21 protein-coding genes are annotated in these 21,995 nt (G+C 52.3%); 11 read left to right on the top strand and 10 right to left on the bottom strand.

The window, feature by feature from the left end; genetic code table 11:
- Positions 1 to 65: 65 nt before the first annotated feature.
- Complete coding sequence (gene ehuR, locus VPR01S_RS16700) at positions 66 to 1,475, bottom strand: MocR-like ectoine utilization transcription factor EhuR (protein WP_021706541.1); 1,410 nt, start codon at positions 1,473 to 1,475, stop codon at positions 66 to 68.
- Between the two features lie 304 nt (positions 1,476 to 1,779).
- On the opposite strand from ehuR, the gene doeA reads away from it, so the two are divergent.
- The 9 genes from doeA to VPR01S_RS16655 all read left to right on the top strand — a co-directional run bounded on the left by doeA (position 1,780) and on the right by VPR01S_RS16655 (position 11,353).
- On the top strand, positions 1,780 to 2,967 hold the full coding sequence (gene doeA, locus VPR01S_RS16695) for an ectoine hydrolase DoeA (RefSeq protein WP_021706540.1): 1,188 nt from the start codon (positions 1,780 to 1,782) through the stop codon (positions 2,965 to 2,967).
- A 9-nt stretch (positions 2,968 to 2,976) separates the two neighbouring features.
- The gene (doeB, locus tag VPR01S_RS16690) at positions 2,977 to 3,984 is read left to right on the top strand and encodes a N(2)-acetyl-L-2,4-diaminobutanoate deacetylase DoeB (RefSeq protein WP_021706539.1); all 1,008 of its coding nucleotides are present in this window, start codon (positions 2,977 to 2,979) and stop codon (positions 3,982 to 3,984) included.
- A gap of 97 nt (positions 3,985 to 4,081) precedes the next feature.
- Complete coding sequence (locus tag VPR01S_RS16685) at positions 4,082 to 5,101, top strand: TRAP transporter substrate-binding protein (RefSeq protein ID WP_021706538.1); 1,020 nt, start codon at positions 4,082 to 4,084, stop codon at positions 5,099 to 5,101.
- 59 nt (positions 5,102 to 5,160) lie between these two features.
- Entirely contained in the window at positions 5,161 to 5,640 is a 480-nt protein-coding gene (locus VPR01S_RS16680; protein ID WP_021706537.1) for an Lrp/AsnC family transcriptional regulator, read from the top strand.
- A gap of 155 nt (positions 5,641 to 5,795) precedes the next feature.
- Positions 5,796 to 7,316, top strand: a complete 1,521-nt coding sequence (locus tag VPR01S_RS16675; RefSeq protein WP_021706536.1) for an NAD-dependent succinate-semialdehyde dehydrogenase — start codon at positions 5,796 to 5,798, stop codon at positions 7,314 to 7,316.
- Positions 7,317 to 7,357: 41 nt separating this feature from the next.
- Positions 7,358 to 8,764, top strand: a complete 1,407-nt coding sequence (locus tag VPR01S_RS16670; RefSeq protein ID WP_021706535.1) for an aspartate aminotransferase family protein — start codon at positions 7,358 to 7,360, stop codon at positions 8,762 to 8,764.
- Positions 8,765 to 8,820: 56 nt separating this feature from the next.
- Positions 8,821 to 9,792, top strand: coding sequence for a hydroxyectoine utilization dehydratase EutB (eutB, locus tag VPR01S_RS16665; protein WP_021706534.1), 972 nt, complete (start codon positions 8,821 to 8,823; stop codon positions 9,790 to 9,792).
- A gap of 14 nt (positions 9,793 to 9,806) precedes the next feature.
- Positions 9,807 to 10,763, top strand: a complete 957-nt coding sequence (locus tag VPR01S_RS16660) for a cyclodeaminase (protein ID WP_021706533.1) — start codon at positions 9,807 to 9,809, stop codon at positions 10,761 to 10,763.
- Positions 10,764 to 10,912: 149 nt separating this feature from the next.
- On the top strand, positions 10,913 to 11,353 hold the full coding sequence (locus VPR01S_RS16655; RefSeq protein WP_021706532.1) for an SRPBCC family protein: 441 nt from the start codon (positions 10,913 to 10,915) through the stop codon (positions 11,351 to 11,353).
- 35 nt (positions 11,354 to 11,388) lie between these two features.
- Here VPR01S_RS16655 and VPR01S_RS16650 read toward each other — a convergent pair whose 3' ends face one another.
- The 3 genes from VPR01S_RS16650 to VPR01S_RS16640 form a co-directional block, all read right to left on the bottom strand.
- Complete coding sequence (locus tag VPR01S_RS16650) at positions 11,389 to 12,720, bottom strand: MATE family efflux transporter (RefSeq protein WP_021706531.1); 1,332 nt, start codon at positions 12,718 to 12,720, stop codon at positions 11,389 to 11,391.
- A 70-nt stretch (positions 12,721 to 12,790) separates the two neighbouring features.
- Positions 12,791 to 14,719: a monovalent cation:proton antiporter-2 (CPA2) family protein gene (locus tag VPR01S_RS16645; RefSeq protein WP_021706530.1), complete on the bottom strand. Its 1,929-nt coding sequence runs from the start codon at positions 14,717 to 14,719 to the stop codon at positions 12,791 to 12,793.
- On the bottom strand, positions 14,716 to 15,330 hold the full coding sequence (locus VPR01S_RS16640) for an NAD(P)H-dependent oxidoreductase (protein WP_040902999.1): 615 nt from the start codon (positions 15,328 to 15,330) through the stop codon (positions 14,716 to 14,718). Before VPR01S_RS16640 ends, VPR01S_RS16645 begins: the two co-directional genes overlap by 4 nt.
- Positions 15,331 to 15,599: 269 nt before the next feature.
- On the opposite strand from VPR01S_RS16640, the gene VPR01S_RS16635 reads away from it, so the two are divergent.
- Positions 15,600 to 15,824, top strand: coding sequence for a redoxin domain-containing protein (locus VPR01S_RS16635; RefSeq protein WP_021706528.1), 225 nt, complete (start codon positions 15,600 to 15,602; stop codon positions 15,822 to 15,824).
- On the opposite strand, the gene VPR01S_RS16630 is transcribed toward VPR01S_RS16635, so the two are convergent.
- From VPR01S_RS16630 to norR, 3 genes are all read right to left on the bottom strand, one after another.
- Positions 15,818 to 16,441 carry an HAD family hydrolase gene (locus VPR01S_RS16630; RefSeq protein ID WP_021706527.1) on the bottom strand — a complete coding sequence of 208 codons (624 nt, stop codon included), beginning with the start codon at positions 16,439 to 16,441 and terminating at the stop codon, positions 15,818 to 15,820. The genes VPR01S_RS16635 and VPR01S_RS16630 overlap by 7 nt on opposite strands.
- 134 nt (positions 16,442 to 16,575) lie before the next feature.
- Entirely contained in the window at positions 16,576 to 16,935 is a 360-nt protein-coding gene (locus tag VPR01S_RS16625) for a glutaredoxin family protein (protein WP_021706526.1), read from the bottom strand.
- A 77-nt stretch (positions 16,936 to 17,012) separates the two neighbouring features.
- A complete protein-coding gene (norR, locus tag VPR01S_RS16620) occupies positions 17,013 to 18,596 on the bottom strand; it encodes a nitric oxide reductase transcriptional regulator NorR (RefSeq protein WP_021706525.1) in 1,584 nt (527 codons plus the stop codon).
- 271 nt (positions 18,597 to 18,867) lie between these two features.
- Between norR and hmpA the strand changes: the two genes are divergently transcribed.
- Positions 18,868 to 20,043 (top strand): NO-inducible flavohemoprotein, encoded by a 1,176-nt coding sequence (gene hmpA, locus VPR01S_RS16615; RefSeq protein WP_021706524.1) that lies wholly within the window; start codon positions 18,868 to 18,870, stop codon positions 20,041 to 20,043.
- Between the two features lie 55 nt (positions 20,044 to 20,098).
- On the opposite strand, the gene VPR01S_RS16610 is transcribed toward hmpA, so the two are convergent.
- From VPR01S_RS16610 to VPR01S_RS16600, 3 genes are all read right to left on the bottom strand, one after another.
- The gene (locus VPR01S_RS16610) at positions 20,099 to 20,644 is read right to left on the bottom strand and encodes a hypothetical protein (protein WP_021706523.1); all 546 of its coding nucleotides are present in this window, start codon (positions 20,642 to 20,644) and stop codon (positions 20,099 to 20,101) included.
- Positions 20,641 to 21,177, bottom strand: a complete 537-nt coding sequence (locus VPR01S_RS16605; protein WP_021706522.1) for a YaeQ family protein — start codon at positions 21,175 to 21,177, stop codon at positions 20,641 to 20,643. The genes VPR01S_RS16610 and VPR01S_RS16605 overlap by 4 nt, the downstream gene beginning before the upstream one ends.
- Before the next feature lie 184 nt (positions 21,178 to 21,361).
- Positions 21,362 to 21,995, bottom strand: a 634-nt coding sequence (locus tag VPR01S_RS16600) for an imm11 family protein (RefSeq protein ID WP_245580802.1), incomplete at its 5' end; no start/stop codon positions are given.

Here is a 21,995-nt window from a genome sequence, read left to right as displayed (position 1 = left end):
GGTGAGCAGCGAAAGATTTTCTGAACTGAGCGTATTTGCAGAAAAAATCGGCCTGAACCGACTGCTCAGACCAAAAAGTGAGAGGTGGGCGGCTTGGTGTCGAGGATCTCGGCGATCACCGACAGACCGTGTTTGATATAACCGCGGTTGGTTTCGGCACCGAGACTGATGCGTACGAATGGTTGCGGGGTATTCATGTCGAGAACAAAAGGTTTGTAGCTGGTGAGCTGCACGCCGGAGCGTTTGGCTGAAGCCACCAGATCATCGCTTTGCCAGTGGTCCGGTAGCTTGAGCCAGATATGCTGTCCATGCGGATGCGCGCTGTACGAGTGGGATCGCAATATGCTGCTGGCCAGTTTCTGACGCTTGGCAAATTCGTTCATTTGGAAGCGGATTAGCCTGTCCAGAGTACCGTTCTCTATCCATAAATGAGCGACTTCAAATGGTAGGGGCGTTGCCGACCAACTGGTGGCCGCCAGCCGGCCAATGGCATGTTGTAGAAAATGGCGGGGCACGGTCAGGTAGCCGGTGCGCATGCCTGGCGCCACGACTTTGGTAAAGCTGGTGACATAAAAGGCCTGTTGAGGAATCAACGTTGTCAGCGGGGCGACCCGGTTTGGCTCAAGTGCACCGTAGACATCGTCTTCGATGACGTAAATGTCGTACTTTTCCGCCAGGCGGGCAATGGCTTCACGGCGTGCCTGATCCATATGAGCGCTGTTGGGGTTTGCCATGCTGGGAGTACAACACAGTGCTTTGACCGGACGATGCTGACACGCCCATTCAAAAGCCTCCGGTGTGATGCCGAATTCATCCATCTCCAGCGGCAGTAACTTAAAGCCCAACATGCGTGAACGCGAGATCAGGCCGTGATCGACCAACTGACCACACGCAACCAGATCGCCATGTTCCACGACGGTGCTGAGAGCCAGGGTCAGGCCATGGCAAGCACCGTTGGTCAGCAATAACTGGTCATGGCCAACGTCTAATCCCTGGGTTTGCAGATAGTGGCGACCGGAGTCAATGTGATGTGGCTGACCCATCACAGGTTTGGCTTTGCCGATCAGGCTGCGATTGTCCGGCTGAGCGGCAATCTGCACTAACGCCTGATTAAATAAGGTGATATGGCGATCCGTTACTACAGGATGTGCGATTGACATATCAATTTCATCCGGCGTGTCTTTCATCTCCTGAGTCAGCATGAACTCTGTGTCGGTATTGTCATCGACAAAGCCGGATTTCACAAAGGTGCCGTTGCCCACCCAGGACTCCAGAGCGCCTTTCTTCTCCGCAAAACTGTAGGCGTGGCTGACGGTTTGCACACTGACGCCAATCTGTTCCGCAAATTCACGGTGAGTGGGCAGACGGGTCCCGGGTTTGAGGTAACCACTGCGTACACAGTCCACCAGATAGTTGCCGATGGAGATGTATTTTGGGGTGCCTGGGCGAATGATCGGCTTCAAAGAAATTGTCATGACACAATGTTTTTATTGATTCATTTTAAAGTCCCATTGTAACTTCTATTTAACAAATGGCGACTTTTTGTCCGTTAAATGCGGTCTGTTGCACAAAAAACACCCATAATTGTAGTGATTGATATGAATTGTCATGCTTTAAATGACGATATTGAACTGAAATGGTCATTCAATCAACGGCCACCTTCCGGTGGCAATACCACAGCAGATTAATACCCGGCCCGTCAGGGGCTGATAAAAGGTAGAGATACCTCAACGTCTCCGAAGGCCGATAAGGCGTCGGAATTCTACAAGGAGAAAAGAAATGAGAGGCGTTGCTTTGCATTTTACTCTGGATGAATACCAAGAGCGGCTGATTAAAGTCCGCCAGTCCATGGAAGAGCGTGAACTGGATGTGTTGATCCTTCATGACCCGTCTAACATGGCATGGCTCACAGGTTACGATGGCTGGTCGTTTTATGTGCCTCAATGTGTCGTGGTGGGGTCGAGTGGTGAGCCTTTATGGTTTGGCCGCTGTCAGGATGCTAATGGCGCCTACCGTACTGCCTATATGTCGGTTGAAAACATCACCTACTACCCGGACCACTATGTGATGAACCCGCCACTGCACCCAATGGATTACCTGGTGGAAGCGGTGTTGGCTCCGCGTTTGTGGGACCGGGGCCGGATTGGTGTCGAGAAAGACAATTACTACTTTAGCGCTACCGCATACGAATCACTGCATACCCATTTGCCAAACGCTCAGTTGCTCGATGCCACTGGTTTAGTGAACTGGTGCCGGGCGGTGAAATCGGATCAGGAGCTGGCGTATATGTACCGGGCTGCCCGTATTGTGGAGAACATGCACCGTGTTGCGTTTGACATGATTGAACCTGGGCTTCCAAAGCACCATCTCGTGGCGGAAATCAACCGTCAGGCCGTGCTGGGCCATGAAGACCATTTTGGTGATTACACGGCAATCGTGCCGCTGTTGCCGTCTGGCTCTGATGCTTCTGCGCCCCATCTGACCTGGGACGACCGTCCGTTTAAAAAAGGTGAGGGGACGTTTTTCGAAATTGCCGGTGCTCACCGTCGTTACCATTGTCCTTTATCGCGTACCATCTTTCTGGGTGAGCCGGACGATAAGTTCAAACGCGCAGATGAAGCCCTAACCCGCGGTCTGGAAGCGGGGTTGGAAGTCGCCAGGCCCGGCAACACCTGCGCCGATATTGCCAATGCACTCAACCGGGTTTTGGATGAAGCAGGCTTCTCGCGTGAAGGAGCTCGGTGCGGTTATCCGATTGGTTTGAGCTATCCGCCGGATTGGGGCGAGCGCACCATGAGTCTGCGTGACAGCGATAAAACCGTGTTGAAAGAAGGCATGACCTTCCATTTTATGCCGGGGCTGTGGTTTGAAGACTGGGGATTGGAAACCACGGAAAGCATCGTGATCACTCAATATGGCGCGAAAACGCTGTGTGATTTTCCGCGCCATCTTTTCGTTAAACACTAAGGAGTGGCTATGCAAAACAGTTCGATTTCCGCCACGGTCGATTTTAACCAGGAAGGAATCCAGCACGGTTTTCTTACATTGCCATACTCGCACGATGAATCGGCTTGGGGCAGCGTGATGATCCCGGTGACGGTGATCAAAAATGGCGACGGGCCGACCTCGCTACTGACCGGCGGTAATCACGGTGATGAATACGAAGGGATCACCAGTTTATTGAAGTTGGCCAACACCCTTCAATCAGAGCAGGTGAGTGGACGGGTGATCATCGTTCCCATGATGAACTTGCCGGCAGTACACAATGCGTCTCGCACCTCGCCGATAGACCAAGGTAACCTGAACCGCAGTTTTCCCGGTAACCCAGCGGGTTCGGTGACTGAAAAAATCGCTGATTACTTCACCCGTTATTTGGTGCCACTGTGCGATTTCGCGCTGGATATACACTCAGGAGGCAAGACTCTCGACATTGTGCCGTTTGCGGCCGCGCACCGGCTGGACAACCCGGATCAGGAAGAGGCCTGTATTCTTGGGGCGAAACTGTTTGGTGCGCCATATACCATGATTTTGCTGGAAATGGACGCCACCAGCTTGTACGACACTGTTGTGGAAGGTCAGGGCAAAGTGTTTGTCACCACGGAGCTGTGCGGTGGAGGGACCAGTACACCACAGACGATCGCCTACGCCGATCGTGGTATTCGCAACTTTCTGCGTTTTGCCGGCAACCTGACTGGAGCGTATGAGAAGCCTGCTCAGCCGAGCCGGTTACTCGATATGCCGGATGCCCGTTGCTATCTGCAAAGTCGCCATAGCGGGATCGCGGAATACCTGTGCGAGTTGGGGGACCGGGTGGAAACTGGCCAGTTAATGGTGCAGATACATTCAACGCAACGCACGGGAGAACCCCCTGTTGAATATCGGGCAGAGCGCGGCGGAATTTTTGCTGCACGCCGCTTTCCGGCCATGGTGAATCTGGGAGACACCTTAGCCGTGATCGCCGAAGACTGTGGTGAATTTACTTAGCCAGTGTCTGTTTTGCAGCCACTGGGACACCCCTTAGGGTCTGGCGTATCACCAGCCGTTGGTGAGATGGCCCCAACAGAACGAAAGGAAGAAATGGATGAATCCGATGAAAAAACGCTATCGCCATCTGGCCACGACGTTATTACTGGCCAGCAGTGCACTGACCGGTACCGTGCAGGCTGAAACCTGGAAGTTTGCGCTGGAAGAGGTGAAAGGCTCCGTACAGGACGCCTACGCCCAGGAGTTCAAACAACGCATCGAAACCAAAACCGGCGGAGACGTGACCGTTGAAGTGTACCCATACGGTACGCTGGGCCAGTCTGAGGACCTGACCGAACTGGCCGCCAATGGCATCATTCAGTTCACTAATGCCTCGCCGGGAATCTTCGGTTCTTTTGTGCCTGAAATGCAGGTGTTCTCCATTCCGTATTTGTTGTCTTCCGACAATGAGGTCAACAAAAAAGTGCTCAGCGCCAGCCCAACCATTTATGGCACCCTGGGTGGAAAACTGGAAGCCAAAAACCTTAAATTGCTGACCATGTTCCCAGAAGGAGAGATGGTTTGGACCACCAATCGCGCTATTCGCAGCCCGCAAGATTTTAACAATTTTAAAATGCGGGTGATGGCCTCGCCCATGCTGGTGGAAGCCTATAAATCGTTTGGCGCCGATCCAACCCCTTTGCCGTACTCTGAGGTGTACGGTGCGCTGCAACTGAAGATGATCGACGGTCAGGTGAATCCGGTGTTTGCGATTCAGGAAATGAAATTCTACGAGGTGAGCGATTACATGATCTGGGCGGGGCAGCAGCAATTTACCACTACGGTGATCACCAACAATGCCTGGTTTAATGGCTTGCCGGAGGCGCGTCGCAAACTGGTTCAGGAGACGATCTCTCAAATGAATGATTTCATTTTTACCAAACAGGCTGAGTTTAACCAGATGCGCCTTGAGCAAATTAAGCAGGCGAAACCCGAGATGAAAATGGTGCATTTGAATGAGCAGGAACGTGCGGAGTTCAAGCGGGCATCCATGCCGATGCGCGACAAGTATGTTGAGCTGACCGGGAAAAGTGGTCAGGCGGTGCTGGACGCTCTGGAGCAAGAGTTCAGCCAGTAATGGCTCAGATGAGTGGCCTGCCTTGCGGGCCACACTGGCGTTAAAAGGGAGAGTGATTTATGCGCCTGGATCGCTACGACGTAAAGATTCTACAAATTCTTCATGACAATGGCCGTATCACCAAATCGCATCTGGCGGAGGCGATCAATTTGTCCGTCAGCCCCTGCTGGGAGCGGGTCAAAAAACTTGAAGAAGCTGGCATCATCGAAGGTTACGGAGCCCGGGTGAACACCGACGTGCTGTTTAAACGTACGTCCGTCATGGTGGAAGTCAGCCTTAAAGAACACAATGCTCAGGCCTTTCGCCGTTTTGAACAACTGGTACTCCATACCCCGGAAGTCACCGACTGTTATGCCACCGGCGGCGGCGTGGATTACATCCTCAAAATCCAGTCCGAAGACATTGATCAGTATCAACGGTTGATCGACAACTGGCTCGACTCAGAGGTCGGCATTGAACGCTACTTTACTTATATCGTCACCAAAACCATTAAACGGGATGCCGGTACATTAGATATCAATCAAAACGCGTTGTTCTAAAAGAAAAAAACGCGCAAATCCATCAACAGAAAAATCGCCATTTTAGTGGCGAACGAAAAGAAAATTCTGTCGGTTCTCCCGCTGGCTTCAGAAATTATTCACCACGCTTCTCTCTTACAGTGTAGGTATGGACAACGACGCTGGGAGAAGGATGTATGACAGCACTACACAGTTTACATGGCGGTGAATTGAAAGCTTCACACGACATGATGGCAATAATGGATGATGTTCGTCTGGTGCGCGGCCTGGCTTACGTTAATGGCAAGTGGGTCAGCGGCGACGAGTTTCATCCGGTAGACAATCCGGCTGATGGCAATGTGCTTGGGTACATTACCAAGCTGAATCAACAACAGTTGTATCAGGCGATTGATCAGGCTGATCAGGCGTTTCGTCATTGGCGAAAATTGCGGGCAGATGAGCGGGCAGCGCTATTGATGCGCTGGCATGATCTGATTCTTGAAGCCAAACCGGATCTGGCTCGTTTGATGGTGATGGAACAGGGCAAGCCTCTGGCGGATGCGCTGGGAGAAATTGATTACGGTGCGTCGTTTATTCGCTGGTTTGCTGAAGAGGCGCACCGCTGTTATGGCGAGACCATTCCCAGCCATATTCCGGACGCGCAACTCTCTACGGTTCGTGAACCGATTGGAGTTGCAGCGTTGATCACGCCGTGGAACTTTCCCAATGCGATGGTGACGCGTAAAGCGGCCGCAGCGCTGGCGATTGGTTGTCCGGTACTGATTAAGCCGGCCAGCGAAACACCATTCTCAGCGCTGGCATTGGCGGAGCTGGCTGATCGGGCTGGATTTCCTGCCGGCGTGTTCAACGTGGTGACTGGCGACGCCGTGATGATCTCGCAGACCTTATGCCATTCCGACAAAGTGAAAGCCTTGTCCTTTACTGGCTCAACCCGGGTTGGGAAGTTGCTGCTACGTGACGCCGCTCAGACGGTGAAAAAATGCAGTATGGAATTGGGGGGCAATGCGCCGTTCATTGTGTTGCCGGACATGGAGGTTGCTCAAGCCGCTCAAGCGGCGGTGGCCGCCAAGTTCCAGACAGCGGGGCAGGATTGTTTGGCCGCCAATCGCATTTTTGTACCACAGGAAAAATATGAGGCATTTCTGGAAGCTTTTGCGCATGAGATGAAACAATTCGTACTCGGCAACGGCTTGAAACATCACACCACCATGGGGCCGTTGATCAACCAGGCCGCCGTCGATAAAGCCCATGACTTGGTACGCGATGCGCTGGATAACGGGGCCCGGTTGGTGGCGGGGTATCACACCCCTGTACCGGGAGCCAACTTTTTTGCGCCGACGCTGTTGGCAGACGTCACGCCGGAAATGGCGGTATACCGTGAAGAGAATTTCTGCCCGGTGGCCGGGGTTCTACCCTACAAGGATTTGGCATCAGTGATTGAGATGAGCAATGACACCGAATACGGCTTAGCCGCGTATGTGTATGGCCACGACATCCATCAGATTTGGCAATGCATGCGTGGCCTGGAATTTGGCATGGTGAGTGTCAACTCGGTCAAGATGACGGGGCATCCGATCCCGTTTGGCGGTGTCAAGCAATCCGGGCTGGGCCGGGAAGGGAGCCGCCATGGCTTTGATGAATATAGCGAAATCAAATATTGCTGCCTGGGCGCACTGCCGACCGTGACTGGCAGTTGAGACATGAAATATGGAAAGCCAACTATTCGAGGAGAAGGAACATGAGCACCAAAACCGAACAACTACTGAATATCGACCGCCAGCGCGTATTTCATGCCTCAACCCACCTGAAGCAATATGCGGCTGGGGAGCTTTCGGGAAGAATTATCTCGAGCGGAAGCGGAATACGCATCACCGATTCCGAAGGCATCGAGCTGATCGACGGCTTTGCCGGGTTGTATTGTGTGAACATTGGTTATGGCAGGACTGAAATGGCCGAAGCCATTTACGAACAGGCCAAACAGTTAGCTTATTACCATACCTATGTCGGACACACCAACGAAGCGCTAGTAACTCTGTCAGATCGCATCATTAAGATGGCGCCGGCCGGGATGAGTAAAGTGTATTACGGTATGTCGGGCAGTGACGCGAACGAAACGCAACTCAAGCTGGTGTGGTACTACAACAATGCGCGTGGCTTGCCGGAGAAGAAAAAGATCATCTCGCGTGATCGTGGCTATCACGGTTCAAGTATTGCGTCTGGATCCATGACCGGATTGCCCCTGTTCCATGCGCATTTTGATCTGCCGCTGGAGCGGGTTAAGCATACTATGGCGCCGTATTACTATCGCCGTGATGATGACAGTATGTCTGAGCTGGAGTTCTCCCGGTACTGTGCGGATCAACTGGAGCGGATGATTCTGGCTGAAGGGCCGGACACGGTCGCTGCGATGATCGCTGAGCCAGTGCTGGGCACCGGTGGGATCGTGCCGCCGCCAGAAGGGTACTGGCAAGCCATTCGTCAGGTGCTGGATAAATACGATGTTCTGCTGATCGCTGATGAAGTGGTGTGTGGCTTTGGGCGTCTTGGTTCCGATTTTGGCTCTATCCATTACGATATGAAACCGGATCTGATCACCGTAGCGAAAGGCCTGACCTCGGCGTATCAACCTTTGTCAGGCGTGATTGTGGGTGAGCGTGTGTGGAGCGTTCTGGAAGACGGCACCGATCAATGGGGCGCCATCGGTCATGGCTACACCTACTCGGGACACCCGATGGGTGCGGCAGCCGCCAACTGTAACCTTGATATCATTGAGCGCGAGGGTTTAGTACAAAATGCCGCAGAGGTGGGGGCGTATCTACAGCAACGGATGGCGGAGACTTTTCGTGATCATCCGCTGGTAGGGGACACGCGTGGTGTCGGTTTGTTGCATGCGCTGGAGTTTTCATCCGACAAACTGCGTCGCTCGCACTTTGACGCTAATCTCAAAGTGGGTCCTCAGATCGCCGCTGCCTGTCTGGATCAGGGGTTGATTGCCCGTGCGATGCCGCACGGTGACACTCTGGGTTTTGCTCCGCCGTTGATCGCCAACCACCACGACATTGACACCATCGTTGATAAAGCTCATCAGGCGGTTAATCAGGTGATGGACCGCTTAGTGACCTCGAAACAGTGGCAACCGAAATAGTCCTATTCCGTTCACTTGCCGCCCCACTTGTGGGGCGGCGTTAGGATCCAAACACTATGGATATACAAGATGTTTACGCGGCCAGGCGAGCCATTCATGGACTGGTCTGCCGTACCCCTTTGCTTCATTCGCCGCAATTGTCCCGGCAATATCAGTGTGAGGTGTGGCTTAAACTGGAAACGCTCCAGCCGATTGGTGCTTTTAAACTGCGTGGTGCGACATACGCGATGAACCGTCTCAGCGAAGAGCAGAAACGCCATGGTGTGGTGACTTGTTCAACCGGAAATCACGGCCGCGCGGTGGCTTATGCCGGTCAGCGACTTGGGATTCATACGGTGATCTGCATGTCGAGCCTGGTGCCGAGCAATAAAGTCGAGGCGATCAAAGCACTCGGGGCAGACGTGCGTATTGTCGGTCAGTCTCAGGACGACGCCGAGCGCGAAGCGCTGAGGCTGACTGAGGAAGCGTCGATGACTTATCTCTCGCCCTTTGAGCACCCGGATATTATTGCCGGGCAAGGCACCATTGGATTGGAAATTATCGAGGATCTGCCTGATGTCGATGTGATTTTTGCTGGATTGTCCGGCGGTGGTTTGTTGGGCGGTGTTGGGCTGGCGGCGAAATCGGCAAGCCGTAAAGTTAAAATCTTTGGGGCTTCAATGGAAAAAGGCGCCGCAATGGTGGAAAGCCTCAAGGCAGGAAAACCGGTTCAGGTACCAGAGTATGAGTCGTTTGCCGACAGTCTGGGAGGCGGAATCGGGCTGGATAACCGTCACACTTTTCAACTCGTGCAACAGGTAATGGATCGTGCGTTTCTCGTGAGTGAGGACAATATTGCCAAAGGCATGACGGATATTTTCGATGCGGAGAAGTTCGCCGTTGAAGGCGCGGCTGCGGTTGGCTTCGCGGCAATGCGCCAGCATCCGCTTGATCTGTGTGGCAAAAAAGTCGTGTTTGTTCTGAGCGGTAAAAATGTGTCGTCGGACACGTTTGACACGGCACTCAGTATTGGCCGACACATGCAGTAAACAAGGAAGTCGGAATGGAAATCTACAACAAGACACAAATTCAATCGGTAACCGGGCTGAATGAGGACGCGCTGCTGGCCGTCGAAGATGGTTTTCGTGCCCTGGGAGAAGGTCGGGTAACCTTGCCACCGATCTTGAGTATGACGATTGCTGAGAGCCATGGAGAAGTCGACGTTAAAACGGCGCATATTGAGGGCATTGCCCGTTTTGCCATCAAAATTAGCCCGGGCTTTTTTGATAACCCTAAACTGGGGTTACCCAGTCTGAATGGTTTGATGGTGCTGCTGAGCGCTAAAACCGGCTTGGTGGATTGTGTACTGTTCGATGAAGGGTATTTGACGGACGTTCGCACCGCGCTCGCCGGAGCCATTTCTGCCAAGTATTTGTCTAACCCGGACGCTAAACGTGTTGCGGTGATCGGTGCTGGTTTACAAGCCGAATTGCAGGTGGCTGCGATGACATTAGTTCGTGACATCAAACACGTCGACGTTTGGGCCCGGGATGCCGACAAGGCATATAAGTATCAGCGCCGGATGGCGCAGACATACGACCTTCCTGTGACGGTCCACAGCACGATTGCCGAGGCGTGCTGCGAAGCGGATATCATTGTCACCACTACGCCATCGCGTGAGGCGCTGCTGTATTGGCGGGATATTCCCGCGGGCGCGCACGTGATTGCGATGGGCTCGGATAGCCCGCATAAACGTGAGCTGGCTGACGACGTGCTCCTCAATGCCGATCATCTGGTGGTCGACCGCCTCAGCCAGTCAGAGTCAGTGGGAGAACTGCGCTGCATGGCAAAGCCTCTGCCTCGAAAGGTGTGTGAATTAGGCGAGATCATCTGTGGTGTCAGCCCGTATATTCGGCATGTGGCAGAGATATCGGTGTGCGACCTGACCGGAACGGGTGTTCAGGATACGGCGATCGCCAACTACACCGCACAGCGATTGGCGGGAGATGTCGCCACCTGAAGTTGAGTGAGTTTTGGCGGCCGCTTCGCTGTCTGAAAACACCGGATTACGTGCTCGGTGAGATTCGGTCTATGCTTTAAGTCTGAGGTTCGCTGGCATCATTCGAGTGCCGCCGAGCCGGGGTTATCCGCACTATCTGAGGCTTATGTATGCTGACGCTGACTTACCAAATCGACATCGATGCTGAGCCTGCCCGTATCTGGCAGGTTTTGACCGAGCTGGAGCTGTATCGCAAGTGGGCGACAGCCTTCTCTCCACAGTCCCAGTTTCACGGTGAATGGCGTGAAGGGGAACACATTGCGTTTTTTGATCCCGGTTTAGGAGGCACACGGGCGGTGATCGATAAGATTGACGTCGACCGGGCTATCCAAATCCATCACATTGCGGTGTTTAATCCCGAGCATATCATCGACATCGACAGCGATTCAGCACGCAAATGGATTGGCTCAAGTGAGAGCTACGAAATCATCCGTCAGGGCGATAGAGCGGTACTGGAAGTCACCATCGTGACACATCCGGACTTTATCACCATGTTTAATGATGGCTGGGAAAAGGCACTGCCTAAGATCAAAGCGCTCAGTGAAGAGTGAGACAAAAAGCCTCGCATCATAGCAAGGCTTTTCCATCAGGCAGTGGTCAACCGCCGCTCCAGTTGGCGCAGTCCGCGCTGGTACATGACCCAGGCACAAAGCCCGGCGAGTACGTTGCCAATCAATGCCCCGACCAATAGGCCATAGATATCCGCGATCTGAGCACCTACCCATAAACACGGCAGGAAGAACGCAAACAGGCGCAGAGCCGAGATAGTCAGTGCGGTATACGATTTGCCCAGAGCATTGGAAATCGACACCATTAACATACAGATACCGAGCGGCCCAAGGCTCAGAGGGACTAAGGTAAGGTGCCAGTTGAGGATCGACGCGACGCTGGCTTCACTGGTCATCAAAGCGGAGAGGAAACCCGCTCCCAGGTAGGTCGCCAGCGCGATCACAAGCTGCAAAACCAGCACGAAACGACAGGCCAGATTGACCAGTTGTTTGATCTGCTCGATTTTACCCGCGCCGAGTAACCGGCCGATCATCGGTGGCATCGACATCGTCAGCGCCAATACCGTCACTATCGCAAAAAACTCATAACGTGATCCCAGAGCCCAAGAAGCGACGGCTGCCGTACCATAAGTAGCCAGTAGTTTGGTGGCCAGCATAGAAGACAGTGGGGGCAGGAGCTGGCTGATCATGGCTGGCCCCATGATGTTGGCGATGGAGCGAACGCTTTTCACTACGTTGAGGTCCGCCCAGTCGAACGACATCCAGTGTTTGGCAGACACTTTGGGGGCGACAAACACAATACCCAGACCAAAGGCGATGATGGTCGCCACCGCGGCACCGTTGATGCCCATGTCAAAGGTAAAGATAAACAGCGGATCCAGAGCCAGATTGAGCAGGCTGGTGATCATCATCATGGTGCCCGGCAACATGGTATTGCCATTGGCACGACAGATACTGTAAAGGAAATAAAGCACAGCGCCGGTCCAGGCGCTCACCAGCCAGTAAATCCAGTAGCTATCGATGATGACAAAAATGCTGTCCGGTGCGCTCAGCAGGGCCAGAATCGGGTGACGTAATAAATAAAGCAACAACGAAAATACCGCGACCCCGATGCTGCCCATCGCCAGGACCAGACCGCCGAGTTGTTTAGCGTAGCGCTCCTGCTGGGCGCCCAGCGCCCGTGAAATAACTGCGGTGGTGGCAATGCCAAGACCGACCTGGATGCCGATGATGATCATCTGGATCGGCAACGTGAACCCTTGGGCGGCGAGCGGTAATACCCCCAGTTGGCCGATGAAAGCACTGTCGACCAGTTGGAAGCTCATAAGTGATAACACGCCGAACAACATTGGCCAGGTCATGTTGAACAGCTGACGGCCGAGCGTGTCAGAAGATTTGGCTTGAGACATATGGTTACTTTCTGATTTTGGAGTAGTGGAAATAGATGAAAGCCGAGAGGTGCTCTCGGCTTTTGTCTGGCTATTGTAGCTCATCTCCGAGCTTGTCTGCATACCCTTTTGGCGGTGGCGTCCACCCTCGCTCTGTGCGGGAGTGATTGTCTGACCGGTCAAAGGCCATTTCTGACTTGATACGCTCCTCCAATTCCATAAACAGTTTTACATAGTTGTTGTCGAAGCGTTCTCCACTTTCAGATTCTTTATTCCATGCGTCATACAGCCCTTCAGACAATGCACTTTCCAACCGTTTAAACGTGGTTTTTTGCTGCTCAACAAAGAATGGATGATGGCCGAGCCCACGCAGCGCAGCGGAGCCGATTTCTAGAGCAGAATGATACGTTTCCGACTCAATAATGTCGGCACCTGCCTGACGTAATCGGTAGCCGTGACCGCGGTCAAAGGCGCGGGCCAGAATTTTCAGGTGTGGATACGCGTGTCGCACGTGTTTAACCAGTTCGACGCTGCTCTCTTTGTTGTCGATTGCTACGATCAGCATTGACGCTTCCTCGATGCCCGCGGTGTGCAGCAGTTCCGGGCGAGTGGCATCACCAAAATAGGCTTTGACGTTGATCCGGCGTAGGTTGTCCACTTGCGCAGCCTGATGATCGAGCACAACGGTTTGAATGCCATTGGCGGTCAGCAAGCGGTTGGTGATCTGACCGAAGCGCCCGACACCGGCGATAATGACCGGGCCGTGCTCTTCAATCACGTCGGCATCACGGTCATTGGAGGCCGTTTGGAAACGCGGCAGGATCACTTTGTCAAACAGGATGAACAAGCCCGGGGTGAGGAACATCGACAGTGCCACCACCAGCGAGAGCTTTTGTGACAACTCAGGAGGCAGCACATGGTTCTGAGTGGAGAAACTCAGCAGCACAAAGCCGAACTCACCAGCTTGTGCCAGGCTGAGGGCGAACAACCAGCGATTGCTGCCTTTAATTCGAAAGATGAAGGCCAGTAAGAACAACACTGCGGCTTTGAGCAACATGACTCCCAGCGTAATGCCGAGGATCAAAAAGAAATCGCCGAACAGCACTTCAAAGTTGATGCCGGCACCCACGGTAATAAAGAACAGCCCCAGCAGTAGCCCTTTGAATGGATCAATATTGGACTCCAGCTCATGGCGGAACTCACTGTTGGCCAGCACCACGCCAGCCAGAAATGTACCCAGTGCCGGAGAGAGCCCCACCAGGCTCATCAGCGCGGCGATACCCACGACCAGCATCAGCGCCGTCGCGGTGAAAATTTCACGCAGACCTGAGCTGGCCACAAAGCGGAACAAGGGACGGCTAAGGTAATGACCACCCACCACCACCAGTGCGATGGAGGCGGTGATCACCATGCCATATGCCCATCCGGGCAAGCCGGCGACTAAGCTGATTTCTTCATGATGTTCGGCGGCGGCACTGGCGGCTTGCTGCGCCTGTTCAATCAACTCAGGCAATGCCAGCAGCGGAATAAACGCCAGCATCGGAATCACGGCAATGTCCTGGAAAAGCAGGACCGAAAAAGCGTTCTGTCCGCCTTCCGTTTTATTGAGACGCTTTTCACTGAAGGTTTGTAACACGATTGCCGTCGACGACAGGGCGAAAATCAGGCCGATGGTCAGAGCCAGTGTCCACTCAACGCCAAACTGCATTGAAATAGCCATTACCGCAGCCGTGGTCAGGCCAACCTGCAAACCGCCCAGGCCAAGCAGGCGATTGCGCATCGCCCAGAGCATGCGGGGTTCCAGCTCAAGGCCGACCAGAAACAGCATCATCACCACGCCGAATTCGGCGAAGTGCTGAATAGTGGTGGTTTCTTCGCCAACTAATCCGATGATCGGGCCGATTACCACCCCGGCGATCAAATACCCAAGTACAGAGCCAAGGCCAAAGCGTTTCGCCAGTGGCACGGCGATCACTGCGGCAATCAGGTAGATAAAAGCTTTGATGAAATACAGCGTCATGCCTGTTTCCTTACGATCAGTTCATCCAGTGAATGCGTCAGTTTCGGCAACTGGCGCGCACGCTCGGTGTCCAGATGTCCGTTGACCAGAGCATTCAGCAGTCGACGGTATTTATTGACATGCTCTTCGATTCGGTTGTCATCCAGAGCGGTACGCGCGCCAAATAGGGCAAAAGGCGCCAGATATTGCATTCCGGTCAGATTGGCCATCTGTTCCAGCGGTTGCAGTAATTCGCGAATCGTAAAGTGGTTGTAGCCATCGGTTTGATACGCTTCGGCTTTGCCTCCCGCAGACAGCACACACAAAAACTGCTTACCGTGCAGTGCCGCACCGTCGTGACCGTAAGCGAACCCGTATTCCAGTACCAGATCCTGCCACTCTTTGAGGATGGAGGGGGTTGAATACCAGTAGAGCGGAAATTGGAAAATAATCACATCGTGCTCGACAAGGCGCTGTTGTTCTTTGTCGATATCAATGTCAAAGGTTGGGTATTCGGCGTACAAATCGACGGTGGTCACCCCTTCAACTTGTTTGGCGACATCGAACAGCGGTGTGTTGACTTCACTACGACGTTGAGACGGGTGTGCGTACAAAACCAGTATTTTTTTCATTCTTTGAGTGCCCTGATGAATCGGTTTTAGAATCAAATCATTACACACTGATGGCGCCATCACCATCGGTTACTGCGTGGTAACCTGACTACAATCTCATAACTGAGGGGCGCGCAGGGTTAGAAATAAGAAAGTGCAACGTTTCAGAGTGTCACTCTAACAGTGTAGAGAGGCAACCAAGTGACTAAAAGTTAACTGATTGCCGGATAGAGAGACCGCTCTAACATGATTTTATAACGCTTCAAGCTTCGCCATGCGGTTTCTATTGCTTGTGCGTTGACAGTACCCGATGCCTGAATGAGCTGGAAACCTACAAAGCGGCGTTTGCAGCAGTGGGCGTTGAAATTGTGGCCATCTCTGCAGATTCAAAGGCTCAACTGGAGGAGCATCAGTCTCGCCTGGAAGTCAGCTTTCCGTTAGCGGATGGCCTGAGTGACGCACTCAGAGCAGGAAGCTACCATCAGTATCCGATTCGAGGTACGTTGGATTATTGAGCCAGTTGTTGGTGGCTTTGTGCCAGTAATTGTTGCAAGTCATGCAGATGAGTAACGACCAGAGACGCTTGATCGACAAAGTCTGGCCGACGTCCGTGTGTTACCAGGCAAGAAGGCATGCCTGCGTTTCTCGCCGCTTGCAAATCATACACGAAATCGCCGACGTACAGCACTTGCTGGCGTGGCAGAAACCACTCCTCGGCCAATGCGATCAGCGAATCGGGCGCGGGTTTGGGTGGGAAATGCTCACGGCTGATCACTCGCTCAATCTTGATGTGATTGTGTGTCATTTTTAGCGCAGTTGCCTTGGCACAGTTGCGAGTCACAATGGCGGTATGGATGCGGTGGGCGCGCAAGTGTTCGAGCAATTCAAGGCAGCCTGGCATTGGCGAAGAGATCCGCGCATCTTCCATCTCATGTTCGATAATCAGTTGGTGGGCGCGCTGGTTTTTCAGGTCACAATTGAGGCCATTCGCGTAGTGAAGCAAATCGTCTTGTTGCGGACAGCCGATTTGCTCACGCAGGGCTCGAAAGTTCATTGATGATGTGACCAGCGTGTTGTCGAGGTCAAACACAACGGCCTGAATCACGCTGAGGTCAAGCGGAATTGCGCGCATGGAGTCTCCTTGTGCTTTCTCATTGTAAACGGGGTGAGCAAAAAAACAGCGATGTTAAAACACTATGGCAGGGAGCGGGCAGCGATACAAATAAAAAAGCCGGGCGTTATTGCAACGTCCGGCTTGAGTGCCCATCAGGTAAATTCTTTTTCCAGATAGGCAACGATATCGGAGGATTCATACATCCATTCAACCTGACCATTGTTTTCAATGCGCAGGCACGGCACTTTGATGCGGCCGCCTCCGGCTTCCAAATCGGCGCGGTGAACCGGATCATTTTTGGCATCACGTAATTCGATTTTGACCGACTGACGCTTCATCGCGCGGCGCACTTTGACACAGAACGGACAAGCCTCAAACTGGTACAGCGCCATGTGACGTACTTTGTCGTCGACGATCTGTTGCGCATCGGCTGAGCGTTTAACCCCTCGGGGTGTAAAAATGAAATCCAGGGTCAGAATGATTTTGCCCAGAAACCAGCGGATAAACTTCATAAAGGGTCCATTTTCTCTGTTACAACGTTGCGCGCCATTGTAACAGTGAAGTAACAGCGGGCCTAGAAATGAACCCTTTAACGTTCGATTTTATGCACTCTAGTAACATTGATGCCCAGTCGTTTGGCTAGTCTCACCAGATTGGCACGATCGGTTTTGAGTTTTCGAGCGGCTTGTGCCCAGTTAAAGTCGGCCTCGGTCAGCGCTGCGGTGACCAGCTCACGCTGAAAGTGGTCGGTTGCTTCTCTTAACCCACCGGACAGATCCAAAGACGCGATAGGCGTAGCGCCTGGGAGGCTTTCACTTTTAGGGGCCGCGCCGTTTTCCAATGCACCGATGTCGTCTAAGTTTACTGTGATCACCGCTCGTTGTCCGCTGCGCGCCCGGGCTTTCAATGCCGCGCGGTTAATCACGTGCTCTAGCTCGCGTACATTGCCCGGCCAGTCGTAATGGCTGATGTAAGCCATGGCGTCCCGCCCGAGTTTGAGTTGTGTGATCCCCAGTTTACGCCTGGCCTGTTCGAGAAAGTAACCAGCCAGCAATGCGATGTCACCATTGCGTTCGCGCAGGGGAGGAACCTGGATTGGATAGACACTCAGGCGATGATAAAGATCGGCGCGAAAACGACCGGCGTTGACTTCCTGTTTGAGATCACGATTGGTGGCGGCCAGTACTCGTACATCGATAGTCTCGACTTTATCCTGGCCCACCGGTTGAATTTCGTTGTTTTGCAGAGCACGCAGAATTTTGCTCTGAGCGGCCAGCGGCAATTCACCGATTTCATCCAGAAACAGTGTGCCGCCATCGGCCAGCGCAAATTTCCCCGAGCGGTGCTTGTCTGCGCCGGTAAAGGCCCCTTTCACATGCCCAAACAACTCGCTCTCAACCAGGTTTTCAGGAATGGCCGCGCAGTTGACGTAGACCAGCGGCTGCTTGCGTCTCGCAGAGCGGTAGTGCAGAGTGCGGGCGACCAGTTCTTTACCGACACCAGTTTCGCCGTGGATCAGAATGTTAAAGTTCGAGGGCGCGACCACTTCAATGTCGGCTTTCAGGGCAGTCATTGCCGTGCTACTGCCAATCAACTCACCACCGTCACGTTCCCAGACTTCTTCGTTAAGTTCCTCTAGCCGTTGCTGAACCTGTTTGGCTTGCTGCTCCAGTTGATTAAAGGTCAACGCCATCTTCAATGTTGATGCTGCAATGGCAGACAAAACTTCCAGGCTACGATCCGGAATATGGTGAAACACGTTGGGTATCAGGCTGTCGAGTGTCAGCACCCCCAGTAAGGTGTCACCAAACCGAAGGGGCAGGCCCATACAGGCATGCATCGGTAAATCCCCATCGTGATCCAGTAACAGGCCATCAAACGGATCAGGCAGTGGGCTGTCGGCATCAAAGATCACAGGTTTATCTGATTGGCAGATCAGCTCAAATCTCGGATGCTCGCTGATATGAAAACGCCGGCCCAGGGTGTCTCGGGTTAATCCCTGCATGGCGAGTGGAACCAGAGTGTCGCCCTGCAATGACAACAGAGCCACACAGTCGCACTGGATTGTTTTGCGAATGGCATCTAACAATTTATGGAAGCGGTCCTCGCTACTGAGGCCGCTGGCAAGTCCGATGGTCATTTCGACCAGAGTAGAAACAGAGAGTTCTTGCATGGCAAAGGCACTGAAATGAAATTTTTTATCATTATAGAGTCATTATGACTTGTTTTAAAGCAGTCTTTTTGACTGCTTTTATTATCAATAAGTGAATGAAAATAAGGGATATAGGCACTTTTTAGACTTGGCATTATTCCTGCTCTTAAACCACACGGGCGAGAAGCCAGAACATAAAGCGAGGCATGGAATTCTCGTGCACATCGCAATAACTAACTCAATGAAAGTGACTCAGTGTTTCTGAAATTTAATCTAGTGGGAGTGTCCATTTATGCTAAGTAATCATCATATTGACGTTGTGAAAAGTACCATCCCTCTTCTGGAGAGTGCGGGTCCCGCGTTGACCGCGCATTTCTATCAGCGCATGTTCAGCCATAATCCTGAATTCAAAGACATCTTCAATATGACCCATCAGCGCACCGGCCGTCAGGGCGTGGCGTTATTTGAAGCCATTGCGGCGTATGCCAAACACATCGAAAACCTGGCAGCGTTGACCGCAGCCGTCGAGCGCATCGCCCACAAGCACACCAGTTTTAACATTCAGGCCGAGCATTACCAGATTGTCGGTCATCACCTGATCGAAACCTTACGCGAGCTGGCTGGGGACGCGTTCAGCCCGGAGGTGGAAGAAGCCTGGACTGCTGCGTATCTGTTTCTGGCCCAGGTCTTTATTGACCGCGAAGGTGAGTTGTACCAGCAACGCCACCAAGCCTTAGGGGGCTGGGCTGGCGCACGCGAATTTATTGTCAGCGAGAAAACGGCGGAATCCGAGCTGGTGACCAGCTTTGTACTGACACCTGCCGATGGCAAAGCGCTACTGGATTATCAACCGGGCCAGTATATCGGACTGGAAGTGACACCAGAAAAAGGCGAGCATGTCGAGATCCGTCAGTACTCACTGTCACAACAACCGAATGGGATGAACTACCGCATCTCTGTAAAGCGTGAAAGCCAGGATGCCCATTGTGGCTTGGTGTCTCATCATCTGCATGACCAGGTTCAGGTGGGGGACAGTGTTAAGCTCTATCCACCGGCTGGTGATTTCTTCTACGTGGAGCGTGAGCGTCCGGTGACGCTGATTTCGGCTGGGGTGGGCGTGACGCCAATGCAGGCGATGCTGCAATCGCTTGCTGAAACCAGAAAGGCGGATGTGACCTACCTGCACGCGTGTAACAATCGTGACCAGCATACTTTTGTTGATGAAGTGGCCACGTTGGTCGCTGTTAATCAGTGGCAGAAGCATGTCTGGTACCTGGAGGGACAAGGGCAATACAGCGGCCAGATGGATCTCAGTGCCATTCGTGACCGTCTGGCGCTCGACAATGGCGATTTCTACCTTTGTGGTCCGGTGGCGTTCATGGCGTTTGTGGTTGAACAGCTTCACGCTCTGGGTGTGTCCAGAGATCGTATCCACTACGAAATCTTTGGTCCGCACGAGTCACTGTAAGCATCGCGTGAGTTGTCAAAAGGGAGCCATCTTGGCTCCCTTTTTGGCTCGTCAGTCATTCCCTATCTGGATTAAACCAGGCCTTCAGCCTATCAAACAGGTTGGGCTTAGACGGTTGTGGTGAACACTCTTTCCCCGCGTAATAGCTTTGCATAAACTCAACCCGCGCCGCCTGGGCATCCAGCGTGATGCGGGCGGCAATACGCTCGGCGGTTTGCTGGGCGTGATCATTGGCTAAGCTGAAATCCATATTGAGATAGCCCTGCAAATAAAGCCACAGATGCGTTATCAGTAATAGCTCAGACAGGGTTTGAGATTGAAATTTCCCGGCCTGCTCGTGGCCCAGAGTTTGTTCAAACACACTTTTTACCGCAGTTTCTGATTGCGCAGATTGCTCGAAGTGCGAGCTGCATTCGATGTGACGTTTGGTGAGTAACCCGAGCAGATGTTGCTGTGGCGAGGTGTCTGGTTTTGCGTAACACGCTTTGCTGAAAAGCTCTTGCTGACCTGCACACAAATCCCGCCACAGCTCTGGGTGCAGAGTGACGACCGGCAGTAGATCGGCGCCGCAGTCCGTGAGGATTTGCTCGAGAGAATTCATCGGCTTTGCAACTCTTCAAATGTCACTTCACACGATCCTTTGTTGCTATCAACAAACAGAGAATTGCCGCTGATCATCACCGACATATCGACACTGCGCTCCAGCAAAGTTTCTAATGCTTCTACTTGTTCTGAGTTGAAGCGCATGATGGTCGCGTCATACATGCCCAGTTTGCCGCGGTTTTGCTCCCACCACACATTGGATTTGGTGTTGTAACTGTAAACCACAACCTGTTTAGCCTGTCGAGTGGCTTTTTTCACCCGGTCAGCATCCGGCTCACCTAGCTCAATCCACAATTCGATTTGTTCGTCGAGTGACTTACGCCAGATGTCGGGTTCATCAGTGGTCGAGAGCCCTTTAGTAAACTGTAGGTTTTCACCAGCGTGAAGGCAATACGCCATCAAGCGAGCCATCATCCGCAGCGTATTTTCAGATGGATGCTGTGCGACGGTCAGGTTGAGTGTGTCGTAATAGTCGCGGTTCATATCGGTCAGCGCGATACGAAATTTGTAAATGGTGGGTTTTAGCGCCATGTATGTATAAGGGTCCGAGTCTTTGAGAAGGACTATAGCGGTACCCTCTCGATTTGTTGAGAAAAATCATAGAGAAACTTTTCTTAGGTGAGAGCATAGTAACAAGTCTTCGCACAACTGGCACATGTTAAAATAAGGGCGCACCTGCGTGTAGAAATCGGATGCGGTGAAAACATTTAACACGTTACTCTATAAAATGAAGGCCCATTTCCCAGTCTGAGATCTTTATAAAATTCAAAGTATCAACATCATGCTTCTGGAATATATTCACAACTGTTTCATGAACGATGATATGACTTATATTGCTAAACTTTGGTTTAAATACCAGCCTCTCACTAAGTGGTATTTTGTCTAACTTATTATCACTGAGGAAATATTTTTGAATCTTTTGACCTTCTCTATTCGGATTTATCCTCCGAATAGCACAATTGTCTATATCTAGTACATCCATCTTATGAAATACATTAAAGACCCAATAGTCTTCATTATACGTATCGTTATCATCTAGAATCACTGCTGGGTAAAATTGGAAAAGTTCATTTTCTATTCCGCGCAATGCGTTTTTTATTTCATTCGTTATGACAGGATAAGTACTACTTAGGTGTGCTTGCTTGATTGGACGTGATATCCCCTTAGCCAAATCCTCATCGCGATAGCCGTTAGTAAAGAACATCGGCTCACTTCCGACTAGCTTAGTGTACTCATAGTTGCGATGATCCGATCTATCATGAGTTGTCAAATAAAGAGTATCGTCATCATAATTTTCAAAAACAATATAATATTGATGGTTATATTGACTCATTGTCCTGCCTATAATT

The organism is Vibrio proteolyticus NBRC 13287, assembly GCF_000467125.1.
GTDB classification, from domain to species: domain Bacteria; phylum Pseudomonadota; class Gammaproteobacteria; order Enterobacterales; family Vibrionaceae; genus Vibrio; species Vibrio proteolyticus.
This window is presented reverse-complemented; position numbering and strand designations above follow the sequence as displayed.

Excerpts from the sequence above, each read along its gene's own strand:
- VPR01S_RS16625 (WP_021706526.1), bottom strand. The coding sequence starts at position 16,935 with ATGAAGTTTATCCGCTGGTTTCTGGGCAAAATCATTCTGACCCTGGAT.
- VPR01S_RS16605 (WP_021706522.1), bottom strand. The coding sequence starts at position 21,177 with ATGGCGCTAAAACCCACCATTTACAAATTTCGTATCGCGCTGACCGAT.
- VPR01S_RS16630 (WP_021706527.1), bottom strand. The coding sequence starts at position 16,441 with ATGCGCGCAATTCCGCTTGACCTCAGCGTGATTCAGGCCGTTGTGTTT.
- hmpA (WP_021706524.1), top strand. The coding sequence starts at position 18,868 with ATGCTAAGTAATCATCATATTGACGTTGTGAAAAGTACCATCCCTCTT.
- VPR01S_RS16640 (WP_040902999.1), bottom strand. The coding sequence starts at position 15,330 with ATGAAAAAAATACTGGTTTTGTACGCACACCCGTCTCAACGTCGTAGT.
- VPR01S_RS16660 (WP_021706533.1), top strand. The coding sequence starts at position 9,807 with ATGGAAATCTACAACAAGACACAAATTCAATCGGTAACCGGGCTGAAT.
- VPR01S_RS16655 (WP_021706532.1), top strand. The coding sequence starts at position 10,913 with ATGCTGACGCTGACTTACCAAATCGACATCGATGCTGAGCCTGCCCGT.
- doeA (WP_021706540.1), top strand. The coding sequence starts at position 1,780 with ATGAGAGGCGTTGCTTTGCATTTTACTCTGGATGAATACCAAGAGCGG.
- VPR01S_RS16680 (WP_021706537.1), top strand. The coding sequence starts at position 5,161 with ATGCGCCTGGATCGCTACGACGTAAAGATTCTACAAATTCTTCATGAC.
- VPR01S_RS16675 (WP_021706536.1), top strand. The coding sequence starts at position 5,796 with ATGACAGCACTACACAGTTTACATGGCGGTGAATTGAAAGCTTCACAC.
- doeB (WP_021706539.1), top strand. The coding sequence starts at position 2,977 with ATGCAAAACAGTTCGATTTCCGCCACGGTCGATTTTAACCAGGAAGGA.
- eutB (WP_021706534.1), top strand. The coding sequence starts at position 8,821 with ATGGATATACAAGATGTTTACGCGGCCAGGCGAGCCATTCATGGACTG.
- VPR01S_RS16650 (WP_021706531.1), bottom strand. The coding sequence starts at position 12,720 with ATGTCTCAAGCCAAATCTTCTGACACGCTCGGCCGTCAGCTGTTCAAC.
- norR (WP_021706525.1), bottom strand. The coding sequence starts at position 18,596 with ATGCAAGAACTCTCTGTTTCTACTCTGGTCGAAATGACCATCGGACTT.
- VPR01S_RS16670 (WP_021706535.1), top strand. The coding sequence starts at position 7,358 with ATGAGCACCAAAACCGAACAACTACTGAATATCGACCGCCAGCGCGTA.
- VPR01S_RS16685 (WP_021706538.1), top strand. The coding sequence starts at position 4,082 with ATGAATCCGATGAAAAAACGCTATCGCCATCTGGCCACGACGTTATTA.
- ehuR (WP_021706541.1), bottom strand. The coding sequence starts at position 1,475 with ATGACAATTTCTTTGAAGCCGATCATTCGCCCAGGCACCCCAAAATAC.
- VPR01S_RS16645 (WP_021706530.1), bottom strand. The coding sequence starts at position 14,719 with ATGACGCTGTATTTCATCAAAGCTTTTATCTACCTGATTGCCGCAGTG.
- VPR01S_RS16610 (WP_021706523.1), bottom strand. The coding sequence starts at position 20,644 with ATGAATTCTCTCGAGCAAATCCTCACGGACTGCGGCGCCGATCTACTG.